We start from the raw sequence: 25,803 nt of genomic DNA, 5'->3' as shown, positions 1-25,803 counted from the left end.
TTGGCGCACCCGACAGGATTCGAACCTGTGACCTCTGCCTTCGGAGGGCAGCGCTCTATCCAGCTGAGCTACGGGTGCCTTCAAGGAACCTGAAAACGAACCAGCCGATAGGCCGGCCAGCCACGGCTTCTTAGCGGAAGCCGCGCCGGGCTTCAACGGGCAATTGGCGTGGCGATATTTTTGAAGCCACGTCGCGCGGCTCGGCAACTTCGCGTCCGCCCTGCAGCCTCAGCCCGGGACTCACCCCGCCACCTCCACCTTCGCCACCCGCCTGCGCACCCTGCGCGGCGCCCGCTTCGCCTTCTTCGCGCCCGTCAGCTCATGCATCGCGTCCAGCTGCATCTGCTGCATTTCGGCCAGCCGCGTCCATTGGCGCGAGATCAGATAGTCGAGCTTTTCGTGCAGATGGCGCACTTCCAGCTCGGCTTTCAGGTTCACCCGGTAGTCGTTGAACGAGCGCAGGCGGTCCTTGGCCTCCGTCCGTCTCTGGCTCATCATGATGATCGGCGCCTGGATGGCGGCGATGCAGGAGAGCAGCAGGTTGAGCAGGATGAAGGGGTAGGGGTCGAAGGCGCTGCTCACGCCCGCGATCAAATTGATGCCGATCCACACCGCAAGCACGCTGCCGAACGAGATCAGGAACCACCAGCTGCCGCCGAAAGCCGCCATGTTGTCGGAGACGCGGTCGGCGAACGAGCGGTGCTCCTCGAACTCCTCTTCCGAGTTTTCCGAAATCGTGTCCTGCCTGGCGATCGATTCGACCACCTGGCGGTCGAGCTCGGAGAATTCGCCATGCTCCTGCTGCAGCAACTCCTCCATGTAGCGCATGCGGTAGCGGCCGAGCTCTTCGCGGCTGATGCGGGCGCCGCGCGGCAGGTCGGGATGGTCGGAGCGGATGCGGTCGGCCAGGCTTGGCCGCAGGTCGTCGATGCGCACCAGGTCGCGCTTGCGGAATTTGCGGCCCGATATCGCCGATGGTTTCCGCTTCGGCTTCAGGCGGCCATGGGGTTCGGAGTCCGGCACATCGGGCGCTTCCAGCGCCTCGTCGGCCACCAGCTCGGCGTCGTGGTCGGTCGGCGCCTCGAAATACTCGCCGCCGCTATCGTTTTCATTGGCGGCCTGTTCGGATGGTTTTGGGCTCATGATGCCGGCTCCTGCTGTCGCGCCCACGATACGCCAAGCCGGCACGCCATAGCCACTGTGGCGGTGAAGATTGGGGGCTTGTGCAAGCGCTTGTGATGAATGCCTGCTGCAATTGCCTGTGGCGGCGCAGCCCCCCGGGGCCTCGCTCGCCTGCTGCTCGGCAACCAGACCGCCGAAGTGCTGTTGCGCCTGCTGCAGAGTTAAGATGAGGCAGCGATCCTTCACGACCCCCCTCTGTCCTGCCGGACATCTCCCCCTCAAGGGGGGAGATCAGATGTCGCCATGGCTTCGCCAAACACGAAAAAGAGGCGAGACGCCGAAGCTGCTAATCTCCCCACTTGAGGGGGAGATGGCCGGCAGGCCAGAGGGGGGTGCTGTCCCGCCGGCGTTTCAGAGTTCCTCCACCCAACGACGGGTTCTATTGCGGCGGTAAACCAGGCAACTGCGACCCCTGCGCCGGCAAACCAGGCGGCGGCAGGCCGGGCGACGCGGCCGGCTGATCTCCCGCAAACATCAGCCGCGTCTTCGTATCGGCCAGCGTCGGCGAAAGACTGCGCTGGATCAGCGCTTCGACATGGTCGTTGCGCTGGCGTGCGCTGTCGGCGCCCATCACCACGACGATCAGATGCCGGCCGTCGGCATTGTAGGACGTGACGATATTGTAGCCGGATGCCCTGATATAGCCGGTCTTGATGCCGTCGACGCCGCGCACCCGGCCGAGCATGTCGTTGTGGCCGCGCACCAGCCGACCGCGGAACATGAAGTCGCTTTCGGAGAAATAGTGGAACTGCTGCGGGAAGCGGGCGCGCAGCGCCATGCCGAGCGTCGCCATGTCGCGCGCCGATGTGTGCTGGCCATCGTCGGGCAGGCCCGATGCGTTGCGGAAGACGGTGCTGCTCATGCCGATCTGGCGCGCCTTCGAGGTCATCATGGCGGCGAACTGGTTCTCCGAGCCGCCGAGATATTCGCCCACCGCCACCGCCACGTCATTGGCCGACTTGACAACGATCGCCCGGATCGCCGAATCGACATCGATGCTCTCGCCGCGCTTGAAGCGCAATTTGGTCGGCGGCTGCCGGGCGGCATTCTCGGAGACCGGGATCTGCGTTTCCTTCGAGACACGGCCGGACTCCAGCGCCTCGAACAGCAGGTAGAGCGTCATCATCTTGGTCAGCGACGCCGGATAGCGTTGCGCCCTCGAACTGACCTCGAACAGCGTCTTGCCACTGCCGGCATCAATTACGATGGCGGCATATTTCTCCTGCGGCGCCGGCACCGCCAGCACGCTGTCGGGCGGCGCGGTGGTGCTGCAGCCGGCAACGAAGACGAGCAGCAGCAAGGCCGCGACGAATTTTTGTATGAGGGAGGGGAAATGGAAGTTTGGCAAGGCAAGTCCGGCGTTGCTGAGAGGGCCGGAACCTAGCCTAACCCATTGTGTTCGTCCATTTGGTTAACGGCGGAGCTGCCGATGACGCTGCCAATCTCCCCCGCAAAGGGGGAGATCAGATGTCGCTTCGGCTTCGCCAATCATCGGCGCTGAAACGGCAACCTCGAAATCCGCCCACCCGCCCCGAAATCGCCTGCTTCCTGTCCTGTTTTGCCTGCGGGGTCGCGGTGCTGCTATAGAGGCGGCAATTGCTTGGGGGATTTGACAATGACCGGTGACATCGGCGCGGCTGCGCCATCTCTTATCAGGGCTTCGCTCAGCCGCACCGGCAAATGGGCCGGCAGCGTCGCTTTCATCGGCGGCGCTGCTTCCGACATCCTCAATCCGCTGGCGCCGTTCGCCGCCTATATCGCGCTGGTCGCTTCGGTTGCCGCCGCCGTCATCGCCATTGCCATCGTTCTGCGGCTGGTGCTGGCCGCCAAGGCGCTGCCGGCGCTGATCTTTGCCACCAGCGCTGCCGCCGTCGCCGGCGGCGTCTATGGCCTGCAGCAGCAGACCAATTCGCAGAACGGTGTGATCGCCGGCCTGGTGCCGGCCATCGCCCAGTTGCAGCAGCAGATGGGCATCGTCTCGGCCAGGGTGGCCAGGATCGAGCAAACGGTAACCGAGACGAAGCTGGCGGTCGACCAGGTCAAGCAATCGACTGACGCGGTGGCGAAGAAGACCGAGGAAATTGCGTCGACCCAGCAGCAGCAGGCTGAGCAGGACGCGCAGACGCAAAAGTCGGTAGAGGCGGTCAAGCAGACGACCGAAACGCTCGCTGCCGGCCAGCAGAAACAGGCCGAGCAGGCGGATAAGCTTCAGGCGACCACCGAGCAGATCGCCGCCTCGATCGACACCATCGCCAAGGGCTTTGCCGCATTGGCCGCGCAGGGCGGGGCGATCGCCGAGCCGAAGCGGCCGGATGAATTCTACCACAATGCCCGCGTCTACGAGCTTTCCGGCGACATGCTGAATGCGCGGCGCTCCTATCTCGCTTTTGCCGGTTTCGACGTCGACGCCGTCGATCCCTACACTCGCTTTGCCACCCTGCTGCGCGTGCAGGACGGCAAGGCCGGCGCCCGCGAAGTGTTCGGCCAGCTGGCCGACAAGGCCAAGGCGCTGTCGATCAAGCTGGTCCATATCCTGCAGTTCGACGATGCCCAGCGTCTCGACAAGCTCAACGCCTTCATCGCGGCCAATCCGGATTTCGCACCGGCCTATTATCTGCTCGCGCAGGAGTTTTCCGAGGATCGCCTCGGCGTCCAGTCGCTGTCCGACAAGCGCAGCGAGGCCGAGGCGCTGACCAGGTTCGTCTCCTATGAAAAGGAAGGCGGGCTGCTCAAATATTTCGTCGACCAGACGCAGCTCGCCGACTGGCTCGACCGCAGCCGTACCCGCCTGACGGCGCTTGGCGACGTGCTCGACCCAGCACGCTTTGCCCCGACGCTGACGCCGATGCGCTCCAATGCCGGCTGGACGATCTCCATCTCGCTGCCCGAGGCCGCGACCGGCATTTCCTGGCGCATGGGTGTGTCAGGTCCGTTCACCGACACCGGGCTGATGGCGATGAACGACCAGCGCACCGGCAAGCCGATGCCCAATCCGAGCTTCGAATTGCCCGACAGCACCACGGCCACCACCATCGGGGTCAAGTATCTCGATCTCAGGGGCCGCGAGACCGGGCCGTTCGACATAAGTTTCGATCCGGACGCAGCGCTGCAACAGGGCAACAAACAGATCCTCGACCAGTTCTGGACGTCGTGGATCGCCTTCGACGCCAGCGGCAATCACGGCCTGGTCTATTTCTCCCAGATGCTGTCGTTCCGCTGCGGCATCAAGGAGGTGCGCTACAGCCTGAACGGCACGGCGCTCGACAGGGAGATCAAGCTGCCGCCTTGCGACAAGAAGGACCCGTACGCCATTCCTTATGACTACCAGCCTTACTTCAAGGTCCCCGACAACGTGACATCGATGGCGGTGCAGGTCACCTACACCGACGGCACCAAGTCGCCGGTGCGCGAGTATAAGCGGCAGTAGGCGCCCACCCTCCCCCATGTGGGGAGGGTCGATCCGCGTAGCGGATCGGGGTGGGGGTCCTCGTAGGGCGCTACCCCCACCCCGTCGATCGATCTCCGCTTCGCTCCGATCGCTCGCCGACCCTCCCCACAAGGGGGAGGGTAAAAATCGCCCTGATGCAAAATGCCGGTCGCTGTGCTTGCGCATCCCTCGCGGAGCGGGTTTGTTCGCTGCCATCAGAATCAGCAGGTGCGCGGATGGATACGGTCACGATCAAGGCAAAGGGCATTTCGGTCACGCTCGATCTCACTGTCGGCCATATCGCCGACATAACGGTCGACAGCGATGGCCGCCAGCTGAAGCCGCTGCACCGCGCGCCCTGGATCGATGCCGGCGAGACGCTGCCGCCGGATCTGCCTCAAGGCACGGTGCGGCTGTCGGGCGATTTCCTATGCGCACCGTTTTCGGCCAGCGACATCGAGGCCGCACCGCTGCATGGCTGGCCGGCCAACAGCGCCTGGGATGTCACCGCCAGCGAAGCGACATCCGACGGCTGGCGGGCCGTCTTCCGGTTGCGCCGCACGGTGATGGGCGCGACGGTCGACAAGATCTTCACGCTCCGCAACAGTCATCCCTTTCTCTATCAGGAGCATGTCTTTTCCGGCGGTTCCGGCGCTGTCTCCGCCGCCCACCATCCGATGGCGGCGATGCGCGATGGCGGCCGGCTGGCCTTTTCGCCGAAGCGCTTTGCCGGGACACTGGACGCACCGCTGGAGCCCGATCCGGCCCGCGGTCGCTTCAAGCTTTCCTATCCCGCCCGCTCGACCGATCTGACGCGCTTTCCAGCCACTGGCGGCGGCACGCTCGATCTCACCGACTACCACATGGAGGATGAGCGCGAGGATTTCATCACCCTGGTCGAAGCCGATCATGGCGGTCCGGGCTGGACGGCGCTGGCGCGCCGGGCCGAACAGGATCTGGTGCTGGTGCTGAAGAACCCGGCGGAGCTGCCGGTCACCATGCTGTGGTTCAGCAATGGCGGCCGCGACTACGCGCCGTGGAGCAGCCGCCATCGCGGCGTGCTCGGCATCGAGGACGGCCGCGCCGCCATCGGCCATGCCGCATCGATCGGCGACAATTGGCTGAAGCGCGAAGGGGTCGCGACCGCTTTTACCCTCGGCGGCGAAGTCTCCTTCCGCCATGTCATCGGCACGCTGCCGCTCACGAGCGGCGAGCCGCCGCGCGATATCGGGACAGCCTCAGGTCACATGCGTCTCACCGGAGCCGATGGTTCGACCCGCGATGTCAGGTTCGACAGCGATTTCCTGCGGATCGGCCAGCCCGGCTGATTTTCGAACGCTGGCCCTGCCCCTCACCTGCCTGCCGGCATCTCGACACACGGCACATGGAGCTTGTCCGCCGCACCGCCGCGCCAACCAATCTGCTTGGCGCTGCGGCGGACGCATTGGGAGGAGAAGTGTTACCCATCTATCGGCTGGACACCGGCAGGGCGACGAGGGGCAGCGCTGACGTGGCGGATGTCGTGAGATTGCCCAAATCGCGGTTTGAAATTTCCTCGAACTGCCGACAAGATGCAAAGCATAGCTGGAAGCGCCCAATGTCCGAAATCGCCCATCTCGCCGCCACCATCTTCAAGCGCGCCGGCAAGGCGAAACGGTTCATCGTCGCCATTGCCGGCCCGCCCGGCGCCGGCAAGTCGACGCTCTCGGCCGGGCTGCATGATCTGCTGCCGGAGGGCACGGCTGAAGTCGTGCCGATGGACGGCTTCCACTATGACGACATCGTGCTCGACCAGCGCGGCCTGCGGCCAAGAAAGGGCGCGCCGGAGACTTTCGACTTCGCCGGCTTCGAGACGCTGTTGAAGCGCATCCGTTCGGGCGAGCCAGACATCGCCATTCCGGTGTTCGACCGCAGCATGGAATTGTCGCGCGCCGCCGCCTCCATCGTTGCCGCCGAGACCAAGTTCATCCTGGTCGAAGGCAATTACCTCCTGCTCGACGAGGAGCCGTGGTCGCGGCTGGCGCCGCTGTTCGACTTCACCATCTTTGTCGATGTGCCGCGGGCCGAACTCGAGCGCCGCCTTCTGGTGCGCTGGCACGAGCATGGCCGCTCCGACGAAGACGCCCGCGCCTGGATCGCTTCCAACGACATGCCCAACATCGATCGCGTGCTCGGCCGTCGCAGGTCCGCCGACCTGGTTGTTGGCGATCCCGCATAGTTCGCTGGACTTCGGAACGGGAACCTTAAGACTTTCAGGTCGTTATCTCTCATCGGCAATCGTGCCGCCGTGAGGGAACCGTCAGATGGCAACCAAGGCAAAAACACCCGCCAAGAGCAAGACCGCTCAACCCAAAGCCAGGCAGGCAAAGGCCACGCAGGCCAAGGCAGGCGCCGGCCCGGCGATCGCCGAGCGGTCCAAGGACGCAAAGCCGGCTTTCGGCAAAGCGGCGCCAAAGAAGGTAGAACCGGTCGCGACGGCGAAGGTGGCGGCGAAAACCTCCAAACCCAAGAAGCCGGCAAGCCGCGGCTCGATGGCCGGCGGGGCCATGCGCACGGTCAAGGCGACCGCCAATGTCGCCGCTGGTGCGGTGGCGGCGACAGCCAGGGGCGCCGCGTCGCTCGCTGCGTCCGTCATCGGCAAGGGCGGCTCGAAAAGCAAGGCCAAGGCGAAATAGACCCGGCTGCTTCGGCTGGCCGAGGTCAATTCCTGGCGGGAATGGTCAGGCCGCGCTGCACCGCGGGCCGCGCCAGCCCGCGCTCCAGCCATGCCGCGACGGTGGGGAAGTCGTCGAAGCCGACGAGTTCGCGCGCCTCGTAGAAGCCGATCAGATTGCGCACCCAGCCCAGCATCGAAATGTCGGCGATGGTATAGTCGTCGTCCATGATCCAGGTTCGACCCTTCAGCCGCGTCTCCAGCACCCCGATCAGCCGCCGCGATTCATTGCGGTAGCGATCCAGCGGCCGCTTGTCGGCGATCTCGCGTCCGGCGAATTTGTTGAAAAACCCGACCTGTCCGAAAATCGGCCCGATCGCCGCCATCTGGAAGAACACCCATTGGATGGTCTCGTAGCGCCGCGCCGGATCGGCAGGGATCAGCTTGCCGGTCTTGTCGGTGAGGTAGAGCAGGATGGCGCCGGATTCGAACAGGCCGAATGGCCTGCCGCCCGGCCCGTCGGGGTCGATGATCGCGGGTATCTTGCCGTTCGGGTTCAGCGACAGGAATTCCGGCGTCCAGCTCTGGTCCTTGCCGATATCCACCAGATGCGCCTCGTAGGGGAGGCCGAGTTCTTCCAGCGCGATCGAGACTTTCACCCCATTCGGCGTCGTCGCGGAATAGAGCTGCAGGCGGTCGGGGTGGCTGGCCGGCCAGCGCTTGGTGATCGGAAAGGCGGACAGGTCGGTCATCGAAAGCTCCGGTCGGGAATTTGGCGCGGTATCGCGCCATCTGGCGTGTTGCGAAGGATTATCCTCGGCGTCTTTGCCGATCAACCGGTCGACGGTGCAGACACCGTCTTCGCAGTCATTCAGGCCCAGTCGCTCAGGGGCCAGTCGCTTGCCGTCAGACCGCCTTGAACGCGACCACGGCATTGGTGCCGCCAAAGGCAAAACCGTTGCTGATCGCCGCGCGCACCTTGCGCTCGCGCGCCACATTCGGCGTGATGTCGAGATCGCAGTCGGGGTCGGCCTGCCGGAAATTGGCCGTCGGCGGCACGATGCCTTCGCGGATCGCCATCACGCAGGCGATCATTTCCAGGCCGCCCGAGGCGCCGAGGCAATGGGCATGCATCGACTTGGTCGACGACACCGACAGCTTATAGGCATGGTCGCCGAAGACGCGCTTGATTGCCGCCGTCTCGATCTGGTCGTTGGCCTTGGTGCCGGTGCCGTGGGCGTTGAGATAGTCGACGTCCTCGGGATTGAGCCCGGCGTCCGCCAGGCAGGCGCGCATCGCCGCCGTCGGTCCCTCGACAGTCGGCGCGACGATATCGGAAGCGTCGGCGGAAAGGCCGGCTCCGGCAAATTCGGCCAGAATGGTAGCGCCGCGCGCCATGGCGTGTTCATACGTTTCCAGCACCGCCATTCCAGCACCTTCGCCGAGCGACAGGCCCTGGCGATCGGCTGAGAACGGCCGGCAGGTATCGGGCGCCAGCACCCGCAGGGCTTCCCAGCCTTTCAGGATGCCCCAGAGCAGCGGCGCGTCGGTGCCGCCGGCGACCATGACATCGGCGCGGCCGAGCCGGATCTGGTCGACCGCCGAGGCAAAGGCGTGATTGGACGAGGAGCAGGCCGAAGTGACGCCGAACACCGGCCCGCGCAGGCCGAGATTCATGCTGACATGGCCGGATGCCGCACTCGGCATCACTTTCGGCACGGTGAAGATGCCGGCCCGGTTCTTGCCGTCGACCAGGATGGCGCGATAGTTCTCCTCGATCGCCTCCCAGCCGCAGACGCCGACGCCGACAACCGCGCCCATCCGGTAGGTGGTTGCTTCATTCGATGTCAGGCCGGCATGCTGCATGGCTTCGCGCGCGGCAATCGTCGCCAAAAGGCTGAAGCGGTCCATCGACACGGTCTGCTTGTGGCTGATGCCATGGTCGGGCAGCGTCTTGATTTCGCAGCCGACCTTGACCTTCAAATCATGCAAACCGGGATTGCTGATTTGACCGATGGCCGATCGGCCGGCCCGCATCTCGTTCCAGATTGCAGGCGCATTGGCGCCGAGCCCGCATATGCCGCCGATGCCGGTAATGACGACGCGCTTTTGCATTCAGCTCAGGCTTTTTTCGCAATCAGCGCGCGAACAGCCTCAACCATATCGCCGACATTCTTGAGATTGCTCCAGGCATCGACCGTGTTCATCTCGATCTCGATGCCGTACTGCTCCTCGAGATCGAAGATGATCTCGGTCAGTTCCAGGGAATGGATGCCAAGCGCGGTCAATTCCGTATTGGTGGTGATCTCTTCGCCACCGGGCTCCGCATGTGCCCTGATCTTGGCGATGATTTCCGTTGCCAGCTCGTCAGCCATTCGATTCCTTCCCCAATTTTATAACGCCGCGGTGCCGATTGGTTGGCGCCCCTGTTGCCTGGACTGAAATCGCCGTCGCCTTCAAAAACCCGCCAGGCGCAGCATGACCGTTCCAAAGAGGCTCCCTCTATAGAAACGGAAACGCTGTCAAGCAACAAGCTATATCAACAAGCACCATATCGACAAAGCGCCGGGAGTGCTTAACGTTAGCGCCGTGGATACGTTGCAGCATGTCTTGATCTCAGCTCTTCCGGCCCAGCGCGCGGCCGGGGCGGCCCGGCTTGCGTGCGGCGTCAGGGATGGACGCACCCGGCTTTTGCGCCTCTATCAGGACGGCTCGGCCAAAATCCGCATGCCGGCCGTTGCGGCCGATCCGCTCGAAGCCGTGCTCATCAACACCGCCGGCGGTCTGACCGGCGGCGATCGGCTCGGCTGGGAAATCGATGTCGGGCCAGGTGCCTCCGCCTCGATAACCACCCAGGCCTGCGAAAAGATCTATCGTGCCGCTAGCGACCGCGCCGAAGTTCGGGTGAAGCTCAGCGTCGGCGCGGGCGGGCGTATCGCCTGGCTGCCCCAGGAAACCATCGTCTTCGACCGCTCGGCCTTTGCCCGCACGCTCGAGGTCGAGCTTGCCGCAGGCGCCGAGGCATTGCTGCTTGAAGCCACCATATTCGGCCGCCTCGCCATGGGCGAAGAGGCCGCGCACGGCCATTTCCACGACCGTTGGCGTGTCCGCCAGGATGGTGCGCTCGTTCATGCCGAGGATTCCCGCATCGGGCCGGCTATCGCGGCGGCACTTGGCCGCCCGGCGGTCGCCGGCGGCGCCATTGCCGCTGCGACGCTGCTGATGGTTTCGCCGCAGGCCGAAGGCTTGCTCGATGCGGCCCGCGACATCATCGGCGCCGACGGCGATGCCAGCGCCTGGAGCGTCAAAAAATCTGGCAAGCTTCTTGCGAGGCTGTTTGCCGAGGACGGCTACCAGCTGCGCAAGCGGCTGGTTCCGCTCGTCGAACTGCTCAACGGGCGGGCGGGTCTGCCCAAATTATGGTCACTCTGAGCCAAATCCAGGCCAAATCCAGGAAAGCGCATGAACCTGACGCCGCGTGAAAAGGACAAGCTGCTCATCGCCATGGCGGCGATCGTGGCGCGCAAGCGGCTGGAACGCGGCGTCAAGCTCAATCACCCCGAAGCGATCGCGCTGATCACCGATTTCGTCGTCGAGGGCGCCCGCGACGGCCGCCCGGTCGCCGAACTGATGGAGGCCGGCGCCCATGTCATCACCCGCGCGCAGGTGATGGAAGGCATCGCCGAGATGATCCACGACGTGCAGGTCGAGGCGACCTTTCCCGACGGCACCAAGTTGGTGACCGTTCACGAACCGATCAGGTGAGGAGAAAAACGATGCTGGAGCTGCGACCGAATTGCGAATGCTGCGACAAGGACCTGCCGCCGGAAGCGGCGGACGCGCTGATCTGCACCTTTGAATGCACCTTCTGCGCTGACTGCGCTGAACATGTGCTGGGCGGCGTCTGCCCGAACTGCGGCGGCAATTTTTCCGCACGCCCGATCCGCCCAGTGGAGAAACTGGTGAAATATCCGGCCTCGACCCAACGCGTGCTCAAGGCCGAGGGCTGCGGCCCGCGCAAGGCTGCGTGATTGTTTTCGTGACTTCGAAGGGAAGACCGATGATCTCTGCTTCAACCAAACGCACCACGCTTGCAGCGATCCTGCTGCTGGCGGCGGCGATGCCCGCCTATGCCCATGTCGGCATCGGCACCACCTCGTCCTTCGCGGCGGGCTTCGCGCATCCGCTGTCCGGCCTCGACCATATGACCGTCATGGTCGCCGTCGGCCTGTGGGCGGCGCTCAAGGGCGGCAAGGCGATCTGGGCCTGGCCGCTGGCCTTTGTCGGCGTCATGCTGGTCGGCGGCGCGCTCGGCATGCTCCACGTGCCGGTGCCTTTCGTCGAACCGGGCATCCTTGCCTCCGTCGTCGCGCTTGGCTTGCTAGTGGCGTTGGCGGTCGATCTGCCGGTCTCGGCCGGAGTCGCCATCATCGGCCTGTTCGCGCTGTTCCATGGCCATGCCCACGGCACCGAAGTGCCGGAAAATGCAGGTGGGCTTGACTATATGGCCGGCTTTGCCGTTGCCACCGCACTTCTCCATGCCATGGGCATCGCTGCCGGCCTTGGCCTCGGCATGCGCTTTCGCGGGCTTGCCCGCGCCGCTGGCGCCGCTTGTGCTGCAGTCGGCGGCGGCCTGGTCTTCGGCGTTTTGTGAGGCTAACGATGATTCCCGGCGAAATCATCACCGCAAGCGGCGACATCGAGCTCAACAAGGGGCTGCCGACGGTGACGCTGAAGGTCGCCAACAGCGGCGACCGGCCGATCCAGGTCGGCAGCCACTACCACTTCTTCGAAACCAATGAGGGTCTGAAATTCGATCGCGACAAGGCGCGCGGCATGCGCCTCGACATTGCCGCCGGCACCGCGATGCGCTTCGAACCGGGACAGCAGCGCGACGTCACGCTGGTGCCGCTCGGCGGAAAACGCGAGGTCTACGGCTTTCAGCAGAAAATCATGGGCAGGCTGTGAGATCGACGGGGTCGAGCGCCCGGACGTCAGTTCGACGGCCTGGCCGCCGCGTAGATGACGATTCTTGCCGAGCCGTCGAATTCCACGGCAAGGACGTCTTCCGCAAGCACGCGCCGCGAATCGATGGCGTTGAACAGCAAGGCGTTGGCGTCGATCTCCTTCCGCAGTTCCGCAATGTCGTCCTGATGCTGTTCGACCTTGCTCTCGACGGCCGGCGGCGGGCCGCCTTCGCTGCGTGCCGCGTCGGTGAGGAAGACGATATCGACGGTATCGAGCTTGGATGTCTTGCGCACGGCACCGATGTTGTCACGCGTCCGCTCGATCGCGGTGATGATCTTTTTGGTCTGCGTCTCCGTCCGCGCCTCTTCCTGCCGGACATCGGAGCCCACAATCCGGTTGACAGTGTCAGCCCGGTTGACTGTGTCAGCGCTTTCAAGACCTTGCGCGGCTTGCGGGCCGAAAGCCGCGAGAAACGCGCAAGCGGCAATGGCGTGGAGCCATCTGGCGTCGGCAAGGGGAATGGTAGGCATCGCTCGCTCCTGGCAGACTTTTCTGCGCAACGCCGTTCGGCGCCAAAGGGACGAAACGGCTCCCGTCCGGCGAAGGTTCCCTCCGGGATAGGGCCAGCGGGCCGGATGCCGGCCCGCCATGCCCTGTCGTCAGCTTGCCTTCTTGGTGACGATGGTCAGCGCGCCATCGGTGGTCATGCTGGCGGCGACCACCTGTGCCGAGGTGAGTCCCTTGGCTTCGAGCGCCGACTTGATCTGCGGCGTCGCGTCGATCGAAGAGCGCAGTTTCTGCAGCCCGGCATCGCCACGCTGGGCGATCACCTGATTGACCTGCGTCTGGGTGGCCTTGGGCAATTCGCTGATATCGACGATGTTGACCTTCTGGATTGCCGGCGCCGCCGGCTGAGCGCTGGGCGCCGCCGGCTTCGGTTGCGGCGTGGGCTGCTGCTGGGCGCCGGCTACGGTTGCGGAGGCCAGCGTGGCGGCGGCTGCAAGAACGATGATCTTGCGCATGTATTTTCCTTTCATCGATTTGGCCAAGGGTTTGGCAAACAGGCGGTTTGGGTGGCAGGGCCACCTCAACGGCCAAATGGGATCAGAAGGTGTCGCCGAGCGGGTCATTGCATGACAATTGGATGGCGACGATGTGGAGTTCGGCTGCGGCCGGGCTCTCGTTTGGGGAGCATTGACTGATGGCTAGAATTACCCGCGCCGCCTACGCGCAGATGTATGGCCCGACGGTCGGCGACAGAGTGCGCCTGGCCGACACCGAGCTGTTTATCGAGGTCGAAAAGGACCTCACCGTCCATGGCGAGGAGGTGAAATTCGGCGGCGGCAAGGTCATCCGCGACGGCATGGGCCAGAGCCAGGTGTCGCGCGCCGGCGGCGCGGTCGACACGGTCATCACCAACGCGCTGGTGGTCGATGCCACGGCCGGCATCTTCAAGGCCGATATAGGTCTCAGGGACGGCCGCATCGCGGCGATCGGCAAGGCCGGCAATCCCGACACGCAGGACGGTGTCACCATCATCATCGGCCCCGGTACCGAGATCATCGCCGGCGAGGGCAAGATCCTGACCGCCGGCGGCTTCGACGCGCACATCCACTTCATCTGCCCGCAGCAGATCGACGAAGCGCTGATGTCGGGCATCACCACCATGCTCGGCGGCGGCACCGGCCCGGCGCATGGCACGCTGGCCACCACCTGCACGCCCGGACCCTGGCACATGGCGCGCATGATCCAGTCCTTCGACGCTTTCCCGATGAACATCGGCCTGTCCGGAAAGGGCAACGCCTCGCTGCCGGCGGCGCTCGAGGAAATGGTGCTGGGCGGGGCCTGCTCGCTGAAGCTGCACGAGGACTGGGGCACGACGCCGGCGGCCATCGACTGCTGCCTGTCGGTTGCCGACGATTACGACGTGCAGGTGATGATCCACACCGACACGCTGAACGAATCCGGCTTTGTGGAGAACACCGTCGCCGCCATCAAGGGCCGCACCATCCACGCCTTCCACACCGAGGGTGCCGGCGGCGGCCATGCGCCTGACATCATCAAGGTTTGCGGCCTGCCCAACGTCATCCCGTCCTCGACCAACCCGACCCGGCCCTACACCGTCAACACGCTGGCCGAGCATCTCGACATGCTGATGGTCTGCCATCATCTGTCGCCGTCGATCCCCGAAGACATCGCCTTTGCCGAAAGCCGCATCCGCAAGGAGACCATCGCGGCGGAAGACATTCTGCATGACATCGGCGCCTTCTCGATCATCTCGTCGGACTCGCAGGCAATGGGCCGCGTCGGCGAGGTGGCGATCCGCACCTGGCAGACCGCCGACAAGATGAAGCGCCAGCGCGGGTCATTGCCGCAGGAGACCGGCAACAACGACAATTTCCGCGTCCGCCGCTATATCGCCAAATACACCATCAACCCGGCAATCGCGCATGGCCTGTCCAGGGACATCGGTTCGATCGCGGTCGGCAAGCGCGCCGATCTGGTGCTGTGGAACCCAGCCTTCTTCGGCGTCAAACCGGACATGGTGCTGATCGGCGGCATGATAGCCGCAGCCCCGATGGGCGACCCAAACGCCTCTATCCCGACACCGCAGCCGATGCACTACCGCCCGATGTTCGGCGCCTATGGCAAGGCCAGGACCAACTCGTCGGTGACCTTCGTTTCGAAGGCGGCGCTGGAGTCCGGCCTGCATGGCAGGCTCGGCGTCGACAAGCAGTTCGTGGCGGTGGAAAATACCCGCGGCGGCATCGGCAAGCACTCGATGATCCTCAACGACGCCACGCCGCATATCGAGGTCGATCCCGAAACCTATGAGGTTCGCGCCGATGGCGAACTCTTGACTTGCGAGCCGGCAACCGTGCTGCCGATGGCGCAGCGGTATTTCCTGTTTTGAGGCGAGGGGCGATTTGATCGACCCGGCAAATTCCATTGCGAGCCGGTCGGTCCCACCGCAATATGCGGCTCAAAGAAACCGCGTAGCAGGTCATGGTCACCGAAATAGCCTCCGCCCACGACATCTTCCCGCATATCCGCATCGTCATGGGCATGGTGATCGGACTTGGCGTCGCTCGCCTGCTGTCGGGGGTGGCGCGAATCGTCCAGCATCCCGGCCAGTACAGGCTCTATCCCGTGCACCTCGGCTGGGTCGCCTCCATGCTGTTGCTGCTGGTGCATTTCTGGTGGTGGGAGTTCGGCCTCTACACCATAGAGGTCTGGACTTTCGGCAAGTACCTGTTCCTGATCTTCTACGCCATCACGCTGTTCCTGCTGTGCGCGCTGCTGTTTCCGGATTCGATGCTCGACTACACCAGCTACGAGGATTTCTTCTATTCACGCCGTGGCTGGTTCTTCGGCCTGCTGGCGACGACCTATCTGCTCGACGTCGTCGACACGCTGCTGAAGGGTCCCGAGCATTTCGCCCGCTACGGCAATGAATATCTGTTCCGAACGCCGGTTTTCGTGGTGTTGTGCATCGCCGCCATACTGGTGCGTGACCGCCGCTTCCACATCGCATTCGTCGCCGGCACGCTGATCTATCAGATATCGTTCATCCTGCGGCTCTTCGACACCATCGTCTGAACAGTGGCTATGGTTTAGGGTCGCAGGAAAGAGGGTTCAACCATGTACAAGGCCATCGGATCGCGTGGATCCCGCGTCAGCCGCGTTCTGTGGATGCTCGAGGAACTCGGGCAGCCCTATGAATTCGTCGAGGTCAAATTGCGTTCGCCCGAAGCCTATGCGCTCAGCCCGTCGGGCAAGGTGCCGATCCTGATCGATGGCGAACTGACGGTGACTGATTCGGCGGCAATCTGCGTCTATCTCGCCGACAAGCACGCCGACAAAGGCATGGGCGCCAATCCAGGTGTGGCCGGACGCGCCGAAATGGATTCCTGGATGCATTTTGCCCAGTCCGAGTTCGAAGCGCCGCTGTGGAACAAGCTGCGCCACCGCTTCCTGTTGCCGAAGGACGTGCGGGTCGATGTCGGCCCCGCCGCCGCCTACGATTTCGCCTCGGAGGCCAAGGCGCTCGACGGCCGGCTGGGGGATCGGGAGTTTGCGCTGGGCGACCGGTTTTCCGCCGTCGACGTGCTGTTGGGCGACATGGGCGGCTGGGCCCGCGCCGGAAAATTTCCGATCGAATCCGAGCGCGTCAACGCGTATTTCGACCGCGTCCTGGCGCGGCCTGCCCGTGCGAGAGCCCAGGCTAACGGTGGAGCCATGCGATGAAACTCAACCTGAACACCGACTTCACCAAGTTCCCCCGGGCCGTCTCGGTGGTGCCTGCCGGCACTGCCGGAACTACGCCGCCATCCGGCCGTGCCGTCCTGCCCCATGACGAGCGTCATTTGCGCCGCCGCGCCATTGAGCTTGCCGACGGCAGCAAGGTGCTGGTCGATCTGCCCGAGCCCGTGACCTTGAACGATGGCGACCGGCTGGTGCTGGAGGATGGCGGCCAGGTCGAGATCACCGCGGCACCCGAAGAGGTCTATGATATCCGCGCCCGCGATGCGGTGCATCTGACGGAGCTTGCCTGGCATATCGGCAACCGCCATCTGGCGGCAGCGATCGAGCCCGGCCGCATCCTGATCCTGCGCGACCATGTCATCAAGGCTATGCTGGAAGGGCTGGGCGCCACGGTCCGCGAAGTCTCCGAACCGTTCAAGCCGGTGCGCGGCGCCTATTCCGCCCAAGGTGCGCATGGTCACGATCATGGCCATGCGCATGCGCACGCCGAAGCGCATTCCCATGATGGACGTTCCCACGCACACAGCGAGTCGCATTCGCACAGCCATTCCCATGACGGGCACCATCACGATCATGACTGACCAGCCATCCGGCATCGCTTTGCTGCGGCTCATGGCGTGGCTGTCGCCGGCCTTTCCGGTCGGCGGCTTTGCCTACAGCCATGGCCTCGAACGCGCCGGGCAAGACGGGCTGGTTGCCGATACCGCCAGCCTCGCCTTCTGGCTGGAGACGCTGGTCGAGATGGGCTCGGGCTGGAACGACGCCGTGCTCTTCACGGAAGCCTGGCGCCGCGCCCGCGACGGCGGCGATCTCCATGAAATTGCCGATCTCGCCGAAGCGCTGGCCGGCTCGCGTGAGCGTCACACCGAAACCATGCTGCAAGGCGCCGCCTTCCTGAAAGCGGCAGCGGCTTGGGCGAATCCGGTGTTGGGCCGCCTGCCGGCCGAATGCGCCTACTGTGTCGCCGTCGGCGCCGTTGCCGGCGGCAACGGCATCGCGCTTCAGGACGCGATGTCGGCCTTCCTGCAGGCCTTCTTCTCCAACCTCGTCCAGGCGGCGATCCGACTCGGAATCGTCGGCCAGACGGACGCTATGGCCTTGCTCGCCGGCTTCGAGCCGTTGGCGCTGTCGACGGCCGCGCGCGCCGCCGGCTCGACATTGGACGATCTCGGCGGCTGCGCCTTCATCTCCGACATCATGGCGATGAAGCACGAGACGCAGTATTCCAGGCTGTTCCGCTCATGATCGTCCTCGCCTTCGCCCTCTCGGCCGTCCTGCTGCTGATCACCGCGCTGCATGTCTATTGGGGCCTTGGCGGCATCTGGCCGGGCAGGGACGGCGTCTCCTGCGCCCACGCCGTCGTCGGCTTTCGCGGCGTCGACGAGATGCCGACGCCGTTTGCCTGTCTCGCCGTTGCCGCGTGCCTGTGCCTCGCAACCCTGTGGCCGCTGGCGCTGACCGGGGTCTTCGCCACCCCCTTTCCAAGGGAAGGCCTTGCCGCCACAGCGCTGCTCATAGGGCTGGTCTTCCTCGGCCGCGGCATTGCCGGCTTCACGCCGTGGTGGCGCCGTCTGGCGCCGGAACAGCCTTTTGCGCGGCTCGATGTCAGCTTCTATTCGCCGCTCTGCCTGTTGATCGGGCTCAGCTTCGCCATCCTCGCCATCACGGAGTTTTTCGGCATGACGGATTTTTCGCTATGACTCAGGCCAACGGTCCCCTGCGCATCGGCATCGGCGGTCCCGTCGGCTCCGGCAAGACGACGCTAACCGAAAAGCTCTGCAAGGCGCTGCGCGACGATTTCTCCATCGCCGTCGTCACCAACGACATCTACACCAAGGAAGACGCCATGATGCTGGCTCGCCTGCAGGCGCTGCCTGAGGACCGCATCGTCGGCGTGGAGACCGGCGGCTGCCCGCACACCGCCATCCGTGAGGACGCCTCGATCAATTTGCAGGCGATCGCCGAGCTGAACAGGAAATTCCCCGATCTCGACATCGTCTTCATCGAATCCGGCGGCGACAATCTTGCCGCCACCTTCTCGCCGGACCTTGCCGACCTGACCCTCTATGTCATCTCGGTTTGCCAGGGCGAGGAAATCCCCAGGAAGGGCGGGCCGGCGATCACCCGTTCCGATTTCCTGGTCATCAACAAGAGCGATCTGGCGCCCTATGTGAACGTCAACCTCGATGTCATGGAGAGCGACGCCGCCCGAATGCGGGGCAAGCGCCCGTTCGGCTTCACCGACCTGTCGCGCGGCAAGGGACTGCAGGAAGTCATCGACTTCATCGTCGAACATGGCGGGCTGCAGTCGGCCCGCTCGGCGGCCTGACCCAGTACTTACCGGTTGCTGGTCGGCATTGGGCGCGGCATTCTTGGGGAAATGGAGGATTTTTTGATGAGCATCGCCCGTTTGCAGAAAGAGCCGCTGACCAACCTGCCCTATTATGAGGAGCGCGTCGACCTCGCCGCCGCCTTCCGCTGGACGGCGCGGCTCAACATGCATGAAGCCGTGGCCAACCACTTCTCGCTGTCGGTCAACGAGGACGGCAGCAAATTCCTGATGAACCCCAACCAGGTGCATTTCTCGCGCATCAAGGCGAGCGACCTTTTGCTGATCGACGCCAACGATCCCGAGACGCTGACCGGCCCCGACGCGCCCGACCCGACTGCCTGGGGTCTGCACGGCGCCATTCACCGCAACGTGCCGCATGCGCGCTGCGCCATGCATGTGCATTCCATTCATGCCACTGTGCTTGCATCGCTGGCCGACTCGACTCTGCCGCCGATCGACCAGAACTCGGCCATGTTCTTCAACCGCCACGTCGTCGACGCCCATTATGGCGGGCTGGCCTTCGAGGAAGAGGGCGAGCGCTGCTCGCAACTGCTCACCGACCCTAAGGTCAAGGTGATGGTGATGGGCAATCACGGCGTCATGGTCATCGGCGACACCGTTGCCGACGCCTTCAACCGCATGTTCTATTTCGAACGCGCCGCCGAGACCTACATCAAGGCGCTGTGGACCGGCCGGCCGCTGCGCACGCTCTCCGACGCCATTGCCGAAAAGGCCGCCAGCGAAATGGACGACTATCCCGGCCAGGCGGAGCGTCACCTGGCCGAGCTGAAGGCGATCCTCGACGAGGAGGAGCCGGTGTACCGCAGCTGAATGAGTTCACCCTTCTCCCCGTTCACGGGGAGAAGGTCCCGGCAGGGGGATGAGGGCAGCGCCGACGTTCATAGGCTCACTCAGAGTCCCAACTGAGCCCGCAACTCTTCCGCACTGTTGATCACGACAGCGCCCTTCGGTCCTGCCATCGGCGCTTCCGGCCAGAAGATCGTCCGCATCCCCGCGGCCAGGCCTGATGTGGCGCCGGTAACGCTGTCGTCGACGGCCACCGCGTCTGAAGGATCGACGCCGGCCAGCCACGCGGCGCGCAGGAACGGTTCGGGATGCGGCTTGCCTTCGCGCACGTCGTTTCGGCTGATCGTGCGCATGCCGGGATAGATCAGGCCGACGGCGCTCAGATTTGCATCGACGATCACCCGGTCGGAATTGGACACCACCGCCTGCTGCACGCCGAGCGCGCGCAACTCGTTGAACACTTCGATCGCGCCGGGGCGCGGCTTCAGCGTCTCGGCCATCGGCATGTAGTGATCGTATTTGCGCACGATCCAGTCGTCGAAGGGCAGGTCGAGGCCGAACTCGCTGCGCAGCATCTCGTAGACCGGTGCGGCGGCGACGCCCAGCACCCGCTCATGCAGGTCGGCCGGCGGCGTGATACCGACGCTGCGCAGCGCCGCCACCAAGGCCGCCTCGTGCAGCGGCTCGCTGTCGACCAGCGTGCCGTCCATATCCCAGAAAACCGCTTTCGGCGTCATGCGAGGCTCCTTTGCCGATCCCCTTAAAGCGTTTGTATCAGGAGATAAACCGCCGAGCCCGTCCGCTGGCGATTTTCGCTGGGTTGGTTGCCGCGCGGCGGCCGGATCGAAGCAGCAAGCAATTGTCTTCCCGATTGAACAATTGCGCGCCGACACATTCCCTGCAAGACTACGACGCTTCGCCCAAGGGCGCGCAAAGGGGCAGGGCTGGAGGCACATTTTGAATTCGCGGCAAGATGGCGGCAGCAGCAGGCTGGACGAGGCAGCGCGCGCCGGCTGGCTTTATTATGTTGCCGGCAACACCCAGGACCAGATCGCCGCCACGCTCGGCATTTCCCGGCAGACGGCGCAGCGGCTGGTGTCGCTGGCGGTGTCGGAGGGGCTGATCAAGGTTCGCGTCGATCACCCGATCGCCAATTGCCTTGATCTCGCAGCTAGACTGAAGTCACGCTTCGCGCTCGACCTCGTCGAAGTGGTGCCGAGCGATCCAACCTCATCCTCGACCACGATCGGCATTGCCGAGGCGGCCGCGACCGAGATCGAGCGGCGGCTGCGGTCACCGACGCCCATCGTCTTGGCCATCGGCACCGGCCGCACGCTGAAGGCGGCGATCGAGCAATTGCCGCCGATGGAATGCTCGCAGCACAAGGTTGTGTCCTTGACCGGCAACATCTCGCCCGACGGTTCGGCCGCCTTCTACAACGTCATCTTCACCATGGCCGACCGGGTCAAGGCGCGCTCGTTCCCGATGCCGCTGCCGGTCATCGCCTCGTCGCCGGAAGAGCGCGAGATGCTGCTTGCCCAGCCGATGATCCAACCGACGCTGGCGCTGGCCGCGGAAGCCGACGTGACCTTTGTCGGCATCGGCGATCTCGGCCCGAAGGCGCCGCTCTACGAGGACGGTTTTATCTCGGAAAGCGAGCTGAAGGCGTTGCAAAAGGCTGGCGGCGTCGCCGAGATCGTCGGCTGGGTGTTCGATCGGGAAGGCCGCATGATCGAGGGCATCACCAACGACCGGGTATCGTCGGCAGCCTTGCCGTCACGCGAAAAGTCGCTGGTCATTGCGCTCGCCATGGGCGAGCGCAAATTGCCGGGCATCCTGGCCGCTGTGAACCGCCGGCTGGTCAATGGCCTCATCACCGACGAGCGGACCGCCACGGCCTTGCTCGACGGTTCCTGATAGATTAAGCGGCCCATCGATAAAATCCAACACGTTTATTTGCAGCGCCCGGACGGGTCGTTGCCGTCGAGAAAACCCATATCGCGCTGCAGATGCGGCGACAACTCCCGGACGTCGACGTAGCCGCGCCGGCGGTGCACAAGCAGGGAAAATTCATGCACCAGCAGGGAAAACCAGCTCTGCGCCGGGGTGGAATGGAGTTTTTGCTGTGCCGTGGTCATGATCTTCAGCCTCCGCTATGCTTGAACTTGATTGATCGTTGACACCAGATATCGGCCTGATTGGCTCTTGCCGCCAATCAAACGTCGATCACGACCCATAAGGAGGGCTTATGCCCGATCTCAAGGCACCACAGCTCGCCCAGCTGCCGCCGCTGCAGGCCATCAGGGTGTTCGAAGCCGTCGCGCGGCATCTCTCCTTCACCAAGGCCGCGCAGGAACTCGGCATGACGCAGGCCGCCGCCAGTTATCAGATCAAGCTTCTGGAAGAGCGCATCGGTTCGCCGCTGTTCCTGCGCCAGCCGCGCCAGATTGTGCTGACGGAACCCGGCCAGCGCCTGGCGCCCGCCGTCAGCGAGGCGTTCAGCCTGCTCTCAAGCGCCTATTCCGCCGCGCGTGGGGGCGCCGATGGTGTGCTGTGCGTCTCGACGCTGCTGACCTTTGCCTCGAACTGGCTGGCGCAGCACCTCGGCTCCTTCCAGGTCGCGCATCCGTCGCTGGCGGTGCGCGTCGATACCTCGAACAGGGTGATCGATTTTGCCCGCGAGGACATGGACATCGCTATCCGCTCCGGCAGCGGCAAGTGGCCTGGAGTGGAGACCCATCTTTTGTTCAAGGCCGATTTCACCCCGGTGCTGAGCCCGGCACTCGCTGCCACCATAGGTGGCGTCCACGAACCCGCCGACCTGTTCAAGCTGCCCATTCTCGATCCCGGCGACATCTGGTGGCGGGAATGGTTCGCCCTTGCCGGCGTCCCGGCGGACGAACTTGCCAGGCGCACCGGCACCAGCATGGGCGCGCAGGCCTATGAGGCGAACGCGGCCATCGCCGGCCATGGTGTGGCGATCCTGACCACCGCATTGTTCAAGACCGAGCTCGCCGCCGGCCGCCTGATCCAGCCCTTCGACCTGGTCGGCGACGACGGCCACGCCTATTGGCTGGTCTACCCGACGGCGCGTCGCAACGTGCCGAAGATAAAAGCCTTCCGGGACTGGATCCTGGCCGAGATCGCCTGCGCCTGAGGGCGAGCGATTCGCGGATTGATTTCCGAGATGCAAAGCGAGCCATGGATCCGCGACGAATGCTCGCTTTCGCGGACAAACAGCTGCGATCGGGCCACCCGGTTAACCAAGCTTGACAAAAACGCTGTCGATATCACTCGCCCGGCATAGGCTTGTGCTTGTGAGGACCCAATTGAGCAGGATCAATCGTCTGCAGATTGAAACAGGGTCGATCAGCCGGCTGATGAAAGTCTATCGCGTCGAAGAAATCGAAAACAACACCGTGCGCACGACGCAGGTGATCGAAGCATTTACGCCGTTTCAAGCTGCCGTGAAGGCAATCGGCCGGGAAGTTAGGCTGCGCAAGGACGAGCCCAGCTGGATCCAGGTGACGGAAGTGCTGACCAGAGCCAAGCAAACACGCGACGGCAGGGTTTTCGAATATTCCGTCGGACGCTACCCGTCCCACGGCTGACGGGCTGGGCCCTATCGCTCCCTTGGCGCCATGATTGGGTTGCGATGGGTCGGCATCAACCCGCTCTCACATCCCGTGCAAACAGCCTCCCAAATCCATTCAATATCCTGTACGCGACGCAACGTCGCGCACCTGCCCCGTGTGCTGCGCTGCAGCATCGAATCCGGCTTGACATAATTAACGCCAAGTGAGTAATTGCCCATTACCAAGGCAAATGCTCATCTTGGTTCATGGGAGGAATTTGATGAAACTGCGCACGCTCACTTTGGGCCTGTTGTCGGCCAGCGCCTTCGCTTTCGCCGCGCATGCCGAATCCATCACCATCGCCACCGTCAACAATGGCGACATGGTCCGCATGCAGAAGCTGACCGACGACTTCACCAAGGCTAACCCCGACGTCACGCTCAACTGGGTCACGCTCGAAGAGAACGTGCTGCGCGAGCGCGTCACCACCGACATTGCCACCAAGGGCGGCCAGTATGACGTTATGACCATCGGCACCTACGAGGTTCCGATCTGGGCCAAGCAGAACTGGCTGTTGCCGCTCGACAAGCTCGGCGACGACTATGACGCCAAGGACATCATCCCGGCCATCGCCGGCGGCCTGTCGGTCGACGGCAAGCTCTATGCCGCGCCCTTCTACGGCGAAAGCTCCTTCGTCATGTACCGCAAGGACTTGATCGAGAAGGCCGGGCTGAAGATGCCCGACGCCCCGACCTGGGACTTCATCAAGCAGGCCGCCGACAAGATGACCGACCGCGCCAATGGCGTGAACGGCGTTTGCCTGCGCGGCAAGGCCGGCTGGGGCGAGAACATGGCCTTCCTCACCGCCATGTCGAACTCCTTCGGCGCCCGCTGGTTCGACGAGAACTGGAAGCCGCAATTCGACCAGCCGGAATGGAAGAACACGCTGCAGTTCTATGTCGACCTGATGAAGGCCGACGGTCCCGAGGGCGCCTCGTCCAACGGCTTCAACGAAAACCTGGCGCTGTTCCAGCAGGGCAAGTGCGGCATGTGGATCGACGCCACTGTCGCCGCCTCCTTCGTCTCCGACCCGAAGAACTCGACCGTCGCGGACAAGGTCGGCTACGCACTGGCCCCCGACAATGGTCTGGGCAAGCGCGGCAACTGGCTGTGGGCATGGTCGCTGGCCATCCCGGCCGGCACGCAGAAGGGAGACGCCGCACAGAAGTTCGTCTCTTGGGCGACCAGCAAGCACTACGCAGAACTGGTTGCTTCGAAGGAAGGCTGGGCCAACGTTCCTCCGGGCACGCGCTCCTCGCTCTACGCCAATGCCGAGTATCAGAAGGCGGCTCCGTTCGCCAAGATGACGCTGGACTCGATCAATGCCGCCGACCCGACGCATCCGACCGTCAAGCCGGTGCCCTATGTCGGTGTGCAGTTCGTCGCCATTCCTGAGTTCCAGGGCCTCGGCACAACCGTTGGCCAGCTGTTCTCGGCGGCGCTCGCCGGCCAGACCAGCGTAGACGACGCGCTCAAGCAGGCGCAGGACGCCGCCACCGCGACCATGACCGAAGGCGGTTATATCAAGTAAGGCTCCTCCCGGTGCCGAATGCCGGCCGCCTCCTTGGCCGGCAACGGCCGCCCGAATCCCATTTCGGGCGGCCCCTTTCACACACCTGAAAATTTGGCTGACCTTGAAGGGTGACCGTCATGGCTACTCAGCAGACCCGTTCGCTTGCCCGCTTTATGTTGGCGCCATCCGTGGTGCTGCTGTTCGTCTGGATGATCGTGCCGCTGGCACTCACGATCTGGTTCTCCTTCCAGCAGTACAATCCGCTCAATCCGATCCGCGACGGGTTTGTCTGGTTCTCGAATTACTCGCTGTTCTATTCCAACCCGGCATTCCTGCAGTCGATCCTCAACACGCTGGTCCTGGTGGGCAGCGTGCTGCTGATCACCGTCATCGGCGGCGTCATGCTGGCGCTGTTGATCGATCAGCCGATGTGGGGACAGGGGATCGTCCGCATCCTCGTCATCTCTCCGTTCTTCGTCATGCCGCCGGTGGCTGCACTTGTCTGGAAGAACATGATCATGCACCCGCAATACGGCGTCTTTGCCGACATTGCGCGCTTCTTCGGGGCTCAACCGATCGACTGGTTCGGGCAGCATCCGATGCTTGCCATCATCATCATCGTCGCCTGGCAATGGCTGCCCTTCGCAACGCTGATCCTGCTGACCGCATTGCAGTCGCTCGACGGCGAGCAGAAGGAAGCCGCCGAGATGGACGGCGCCGGTTTCGTCAGCCGCTTCATCTATCTGACGCTGCCGCACATGTCGCGCGCCATCACCGTCGTCATCCTGATCCAGACCATCTTCCTGCTGTCGGTCTATGCCGAAATCCTGGTCACCACCAATGGCGGACCCGGCTATGCCTCCACCAACCTGCCCTTCCTCGTCTACCAGAAGGCATTGCTGGAGTTCAAAATCGGCCAGGCATCGGCCGGCGGTGTCATCGCCGTCATTCTCGCCAACATCGTCGCCTTCTTCGCCATGCGCGCGGTCGGCAAGAACCTGGACAAGTAAGGGAGGATAC

Annotated in this window: 31 protein-coding genes and 1 tRNA gene; 22 read left to right on the top strand and 10 right to left on the bottom strand. The window is 64.1% G+C overall.

Annotation, left to right across the window (positions count from 1 at the left end; all coding sequences use genetic code 11):
- Position 1: 1 nt before the first annotated feature.
- The 3 genes from NKL04_RS23890 to NKL04_RS23880 all read right to left on the bottom strand — a co-directional run bounded on the left by NKL04_RS23890 (position 2) and on the right by NKL04_RS23880 (position 2,530).
- Positions 2–78: transfer RNA gene (locus tag NKL04_RS23890), tRNA-Arg, on the bottom strand.
- A gap of 162 nt (positions 79–240) precedes the next feature.
- The gene (locus tag NKL04_RS23885) at positions 241–1,143 is read right to left on the bottom strand and encodes a DUF1003 domain-containing protein (protein ID WP_023745876.1); all 903 of its coding nucleotides are present in this window, start codon (positions 1,141–1,143) and stop codon (positions 241–243) included.
- 418 nt (positions 1,144–1,561) lie between these two features.
- Positions 1,562–2,530, bottom strand: a complete 969-nt coding sequence (locus NKL04_RS23880; RefSeq protein WP_023700474.1) for a D-alanyl-D-alanine carboxypeptidase family protein — start codon at positions 2,528–2,530, stop codon at positions 1,562–1,564.
- A gap of 267 nt (positions 2,531–2,797) precedes the next feature.
- On the opposite strand from NKL04_RS23880, the gene NKL04_RS23875 reads away from it, so the two are divergent.
- From NKL04_RS23875 to NKL04_RS23860, 4 genes are all read left to right on the top strand, one after another.
- A complete protein-coding gene (locus tag NKL04_RS23875; protein WP_031209266.1) occupies positions 2,798–4,609 on the top strand; it encodes a methyl-accepting chemotaxis protein in 1,812 nt (603 codons plus the stop codon).
- Positions 4,610–4,845: 236 nt separating this feature from the next.
- Positions 4,846–5,937: a hypothetical protein gene (locus tag NKL04_RS23870; protein WP_023700472.1), complete on the top strand. Its 1,092-nt coding sequence runs from the start codon at positions 4,846–4,848 to the stop codon at positions 5,935–5,937.
- A 269-nt stretch (positions 5,938–6,206) separates the two neighbouring features.
- Positions 6,207–6,827: a nucleoside triphosphate hydrolase gene (locus NKL04_RS23865; protein ID WP_023700471.1), complete on the top strand. Its 621-nt coding sequence runs from the start codon at positions 6,207–6,209 to the stop codon at positions 6,825–6,827.
- A gap of 85 nt (positions 6,828–6,912) precedes the next feature.
- On the top strand, positions 6,913–7,284 hold the full coding sequence (locus tag NKL04_RS23860) for a hypothetical protein (protein ID WP_023700470.1): 372 nt from the start codon (positions 6,913–6,915) through the stop codon (positions 7,282–7,284).
- Between the two features lie 25 nt (positions 7,285–7,309).
- Here NKL04_RS23860 and NKL04_RS23855 read toward each other — a convergent pair whose 3' ends face one another.
- The 3 genes from NKL04_RS23855 to NKL04_RS23845 all read right to left on the bottom strand — a co-directional run bounded on the left by NKL04_RS23855 (position 7,310) and on the right by NKL04_RS23845 (position 9,637).
- The gene (locus NKL04_RS23855; protein WP_023671224.1) at positions 7,310–8,014 is read right to left on the bottom strand and encodes a glutathione S-transferase family protein; all 705 of its coding nucleotides are present in this window, start codon (positions 8,012–8,014) and stop codon (positions 7,310–7,312) included.
- A gap of 154 nt (positions 8,015–8,168) precedes the next feature.
- Entirely contained in the window at positions 8,169–9,377 is a 1,209-nt protein-coding gene (locus NKL04_RS23850) for a beta-ketoacyl-[acyl-carrier-protein] synthase family protein (RefSeq protein WP_023683604.1), read from the bottom strand.
- 5 nt (positions 9,378–9,382) lie between these two features.
- Positions 9,383–9,637 (bottom strand): acyl carrier protein, encoded by a 255-nt coding sequence (locus NKL04_RS23845; protein WP_023671226.1) that lies wholly within the window; start codon positions 9,635–9,637, stop codon positions 9,383–9,385.
- A gap of 235 nt (positions 9,638–9,872) precedes the next feature.
- Between NKL04_RS23845 and NKL04_RS23840 the strand changes: the two genes are divergently transcribed.
- From NKL04_RS23840 to NKL04_RS23820, 5 genes are read left to right on the top strand one after another with little or no spacing between them, the layout of a single operon-like run.
- Positions 9,873–10,694: an urease accessory protein UreD gene (locus NKL04_RS23840; RefSeq protein WP_084568503.1), complete on the top strand. Its 822-nt coding sequence runs from the start codon at positions 9,873–9,875 to the stop codon at positions 10,692–10,694.
- 30 nt (positions 10,695–10,724) lie between these two features.
- Complete coding sequence (locus NKL04_RS23835; protein ID WP_023671228.1) at positions 10,725–11,027, top strand: urease subunit gamma; 303 nt, start codon at positions 10,725–10,727, stop codon at positions 11,025–11,027.
- 11 nt (positions 11,028–11,038) lie between these two features.
- Positions 11,039–11,293 carry a DUF1272 domain-containing protein gene (locus tag NKL04_RS23830; protein WP_023671229.1) on the top strand — a complete coding sequence of 85 codons (255 nt, stop codon included), beginning with the start codon at positions 11,039–11,041 and terminating at the stop codon, positions 11,291–11,293.
- 29 nt (positions 11,294–11,322) lie between these two features.
- A complete protein-coding gene (locus NKL04_RS23825; RefSeq protein ID WP_023671230.1) occupies positions 11,323–11,916 on the top strand; it encodes a HupE/UreJ family protein in 594 nt (197 codons plus the stop codon).
- 8 nt (positions 11,917–11,924) lie between these two features.
- A complete protein-coding gene (locus NKL04_RS23820; RefSeq protein WP_023700468.1) occupies positions 11,925–12,230 on the top strand; it encodes an urease subunit beta in 306 nt (101 codons plus the stop codon).
- 26 nt (positions 12,231–12,256) lie between these two features.
- On the opposite strand, the gene NKL04_RS23815 is transcribed toward NKL04_RS23820, so the two are convergent.
- Together NKL04_RS23815 and NKL04_RS23810 are read right to left on the bottom strand one after the other, a co-directional pair.
- The gene (locus tag NKL04_RS23815) at positions 12,257–12,760 is read right to left on the bottom strand and encodes a hypothetical protein (protein WP_023700467.1); all 504 of its coding nucleotides are present in this window, start codon (positions 12,758–12,760) and stop codon (positions 12,257–12,259) included.
- A 129-nt stretch (positions 12,761–12,889) separates the two neighbouring features.
- A complete protein-coding gene (locus NKL04_RS23810) occupies positions 12,890–13,252 on the bottom strand; it encodes a hypothetical protein (protein WP_023700466.1) in 363 nt (120 codons plus the stop codon).
- Between the two features lie 179 nt (positions 13,253–13,431).
- Between NKL04_RS23810 and ureC the strand changes: the two genes are divergently transcribed.
- From ureC to NKL04_RS23770, 8 genes are all read left to right on the top strand, one after another.
- Entirely contained in the window at positions 13,432–15,144 is a 1,713-nt protein-coding gene (gene ureC, locus NKL04_RS23805) for an urease subunit alpha (protein ID WP_031195771.1), read from the top strand.
- Between the two features lie 92 nt (positions 15,145–15,236).
- Positions 15,237–15,830, top strand: coding sequence for a hypothetical protein (locus tag NKL04_RS23800; RefSeq protein WP_023683601.1), 594 nt, complete (start codon positions 15,237–15,239; stop codon positions 15,828–15,830).
- A gap of 42 nt (positions 15,831–15,872) precedes the next feature.
- Entirely contained in the window at positions 15,873–16,478 is a 606-nt protein-coding gene (locus NKL04_RS23795; RefSeq protein WP_023700465.1) for a glutathione S-transferase family protein, read from the top strand.
- Complete coding sequence (gene ureE, locus NKL04_RS23790; protein ID WP_023683599.1) at positions 16,475–17,077, top strand: urease accessory protein UreE; 603 nt, start codon at positions 16,475–16,477, stop codon at positions 17,075–17,077. Before NKL04_RS23795 ends, ureE begins: the two co-directional genes overlap by 4 nt.
- Entirely contained in the window at positions 17,070–17,741 is a 672-nt protein-coding gene (locus tag NKL04_RS23785) for an urease accessory protein UreF (protein ID WP_023683598.1), read from the top strand. The genes ureE and NKL04_RS23785 overlap by 8 nt, the downstream gene beginning before the upstream one ends.
- Positions 17,738–18,196 carry a DUF3995 domain-containing protein gene (locus tag NKL04_RS23780; protein ID WP_023732687.1) on the top strand — a complete coding sequence of 153 codons (459 nt, stop codon included), beginning with the start codon at positions 17,738–17,740 and terminating at the stop codon, positions 18,194–18,196. The genes NKL04_RS23785 and NKL04_RS23780 overlap by 4 nt, the downstream gene beginning before the upstream one ends.
- Complete coding sequence (gene ureG / locus NKL04_RS23775; RefSeq protein ID WP_023689161.1) at positions 18,193–18,825, top strand: urease accessory protein UreG; 633 nt, start codon at positions 18,193–18,195, stop codon at positions 18,823–18,825. Before NKL04_RS23780 ends, ureG begins: the two co-directional genes overlap by 4 nt.
- A gap of 66 nt (positions 18,826–18,891) precedes the next feature.
- The gene (locus tag NKL04_RS23770) at positions 18,892–19,659 is read left to right on the top strand and encodes a class II aldolase and adducin N-terminal domain-containing protein (protein WP_023689162.1); all 768 of its coding nucleotides are present in this window, start codon (positions 18,892–18,894) and stop codon (positions 19,657–19,659) included.
- Positions 19,660–19,739: 80 nt separating this feature from the next.
- On the opposite strand, the gene NKL04_RS23765 is transcribed toward NKL04_RS23770, so the two are convergent.
- A complete protein-coding gene (locus tag NKL04_RS23765; RefSeq protein ID WP_023671242.1) occupies positions 19,740–20,372 on the bottom strand; it encodes an HAD family hydrolase in 633 nt (210 codons plus the stop codon).
- Positions 20,373–20,592: 220 nt separating this feature from the next.
- Between NKL04_RS23765 and NKL04_RS23760 the strand changes: the two genes are divergently transcribed.
- A complete protein-coding gene (locus NKL04_RS23760) occupies positions 20,593–21,552 on the top strand; it encodes a sugar-binding transcriptional regulator (protein WP_023700463.1) in 960 nt (319 codons plus the stop codon).
- A gap of 35 nt (positions 21,553–21,587) precedes the next feature.
- Here the strand turns inward: NKL04_RS23760 and NKL04_RS23755 are convergent, their stop codons facing one another.
- A complete protein-coding gene (locus NKL04_RS23755) occupies positions 21,588–21,773 on the bottom strand; it encodes a hypothetical protein (RefSeq protein ID WP_023700462.1) in 186 nt (61 codons plus the stop codon).
- Positions 21,774–21,883: 110 nt separating this feature from the next.
- On the opposite strand from NKL04_RS23755, the gene NKL04_RS23750 reads away from it, so the two are divergent.
- The 4 genes from NKL04_RS23750 to NKL04_RS23735 all read left to right on the top strand — a co-directional run bounded on the left by NKL04_RS23750 (position 21,884) and on the right by NKL04_RS23735 (position 25,793).
- Positions 21,884–22,792 (top strand): LysR substrate-binding domain-containing protein, encoded by a 909-nt coding sequence (locus NKL04_RS23750; RefSeq protein WP_023671245.1) that lies wholly within the window; start codon positions 21,884–21,886, stop codon positions 22,790–22,792.
- Between the two features lie 172 nt (positions 22,793–22,964).
- Positions 22,965–23,246, top strand: a complete 282-nt coding sequence (locus tag NKL04_RS23745) for a hypothetical protein (protein ID WP_023700461.1) — start codon at positions 22,965–22,967, stop codon at positions 23,244–23,246.
- A gap of 244 nt (positions 23,247–23,490) precedes the next feature.
- The gene (locus NKL04_RS23740) at positions 23,491–24,801 is read left to right on the top strand and encodes an ABC transporter substrate-binding protein (RefSeq protein ID WP_023671248.1); all 1,311 of its coding nucleotides are present in this window, start codon (positions 23,491–23,493) and stop codon (positions 24,799–24,801) included.
- Between the two features lie 119 nt (positions 24,802–24,920).
- Positions 24,921–25,793 carry a carbohydrate ABC transporter permease gene (locus tag NKL04_RS23735; protein WP_352724468.1) on the top strand — a complete coding sequence of 291 codons (873 nt, stop codon included), beginning with the start codon at positions 24,921–24,923 and terminating at the stop codon, positions 25,791–25,793.
- The last annotated feature ends 10 nt before the right edge of the window (positions 25,794–25,803 follow it).

Origin of the sequence: Mesorhizobium sp. C264A (genome assembly GCF_040324515.1) — a bacterium.
Classification (GTDB): Bacteria; Pseudomonadota; Alphaproteobacteria; order Rhizobiales; family Rhizobiaceae; genus Mesorhizobium.
This window is presented reverse-complemented; position numbering and strand designations above follow the sequence as displayed.

What these genes read in the sequence shown, in the direction of transcription:
- NKL04_RS23860 (WP_023700470.1), top strand. Translation starts at nt 6,913, where the DNA reads ATGGCAACCAAGGCAAAAACACCCGCCAAGAGCAAGACCGCTCAACCC.
- NKL04_RS23820 (WP_023700468.1), top strand. Translation starts at nt 11,925, where the DNA reads ATGATTCCCGGCGAAATCATCACCGCAAGCGGCGACATCGAGCTCAAC.
- NKL04_RS23735 (WP_352724468.1), top strand. Translation starts at nt 24,921, where the DNA reads ATGGCTACTCAGCAGACCCGTTCGCTTGCCCGCTTTATGTTGGCGCCA.
- NKL04_RS23850 (WP_023683604.1), bottom strand. Translation starts at nt 9,377, where the DNA reads ATGCAAAAGCGCGTCGTCATTACCGGCATCGGCGGCATATGCGGGCTC.
- NKL04_RS23865 (WP_023700471.1), top strand. Translation starts at nt 6,207, where the DNA reads ATGTCCGAAATCGCCCATCTCGCCGCCACCATCTTCAAGCGCGCCGGC.
- NKL04_RS23750 (WP_023671245.1), top strand. Translation starts at nt 21,884, where the DNA reads ATGCCCGATCTCAAGGCACCACAGCTCGCCCAGCTGCCGCCGCTGCAG.
- NKL04_RS23885 (WP_023745876.1), bottom strand. Translation starts at nt 1,143, where the DNA reads ATGAGCCCAAAACCATCCGAACAGGCCGCCAATGAAAACGATAGCGGC.
- NKL04_RS23870 (WP_023700472.1), top strand. Translation starts at nt 4,846, where the DNA reads ATGGATACGGTCACGATCAAGGCAAAGGGCATTTCGGTCACGCTCGAT.
- ureC (WP_031195771.1), top strand. Translation starts at nt 13,432, where the DNA reads ATGGCTAGAATTACCCGCGCCGCCTACGCGCAGATGTATGGCCCGACG.
- NKL04_RS23780 (WP_023732687.1), top strand. Translation starts at nt 17,738, where the DNA reads ATGATCGTCCTCGCCTTCGCCCTCTCGGCCGTCCTGCTGCTGATCACC.
- NKL04_RS23815 (WP_023700467.1), bottom strand. Translation starts at nt 12,760, where the DNA reads ATGCCTACCATTCCCCTTGCCGACGCCAGATGGCTCCACGCCATTGCC.
- NKL04_RS23825 (WP_023671230.1), top strand. Translation starts at nt 11,323, where the DNA reads ATGATCTCTGCTTCAACCAAACGCACCACGCTTGCAGCGATCCTGCTG.
- NKL04_RS23835 (WP_023671228.1), top strand. Translation starts at nt 10,725, where the DNA reads ATGAACCTGACGCCGCGTGAAAAGGACAAGCTGCTCATCGCCATGGCG.
- NKL04_RS23810 (WP_023700466.1), bottom strand. Translation starts at nt 13,252, where the DNA reads ATGCGCAAGATCATCGTTCTTGCAGCCGCCGCCACGCTGGCCTCCGCA.
- NKL04_RS23770 (WP_023689162.1), top strand. Translation starts at nt 18,892, where the DNA reads ATGAGCATCGCCCGTTTGCAGAAAGAGCCGCTGACCAACCTGCCCTAT.
- NKL04_RS23855 (WP_023671224.1), bottom strand. Translation starts at nt 8,014, where the DNA reads ATGACCGACCTGTCCGCCTTTCCGATCACCAAGCGCTGGCCGGCCAGC.
- NKL04_RS23830 (WP_023671229.1), top strand. Translation starts at nt 11,039, where the DNA reads ATGCTGGAGCTGCGACCGAATTGCGAATGCTGCGACAAGGACCTGCCG.
- NKL04_RS23795 (WP_023700465.1), top strand. Translation starts at nt 15,873, where the DNA reads ATGTACAAGGCCATCGGATCGCGTGGATCCCGCGTCAGCCGCGTTCTG.
- ureG (WP_023689161.1), top strand. Translation starts at nt 18,193, where the DNA reads ATGACTCAGGCCAACGGTCCCCTGCGCATCGGCATCGGCGGTCCCGTC.
- NKL04_RS23800 (WP_023683601.1), top strand. Translation starts at nt 15,237, where the DNA reads ATGGTCACCGAAATAGCCTCCGCCCACGACATCTTCCCGCATATCCGC.
- NKL04_RS23845 (WP_023671226.1), bottom strand. Translation starts at nt 9,637, where the DNA reads ATGGCTGACGAGCTGGCAACGGAAATCATCGCCAAGATCAGGGCACAT.
- NKL04_RS23785 (WP_023683598.1), top strand. Translation starts at nt 17,070, where the DNA reads ATGACTGACCAGCCATCCGGCATCGCTTTGCTGCGGCTCATGGCGTGG.
- NKL04_RS23740 (WP_023671248.1), top strand. Translation starts at nt 23,491, where the DNA reads ATGAAACTGCGCACGCTCACTTTGGGCCTGTTGTCGGCCAGCGCCTTC.
- ureE (WP_023683599.1), top strand. Translation starts at nt 16,475, where the DNA reads ATGAAACTCAACCTGAACACCGACTTCACCAAGTTCCCCCGGGCCGTC.
- NKL04_RS23755 (WP_023700462.1), bottom strand. Translation starts at nt 21,773, where the DNA reads ATGACCACGGCACAGCAAAAACTCCATTCCACCCCGGCGCAGAGCTGG.
- NKL04_RS23875 (WP_031209266.1), top strand. Translation starts at nt 2,798, where the DNA reads ATGACCGGTGACATCGGCGCGGCTGCGCCATCTCTTATCAGGGCTTCG.
- NKL04_RS23765 (WP_023671242.1), bottom strand. Translation starts at nt 20,372, where the DNA reads ATGACGCCGAAAGCGGTTTTCTGGGATATGGACGGCACGCTGGTCGAC.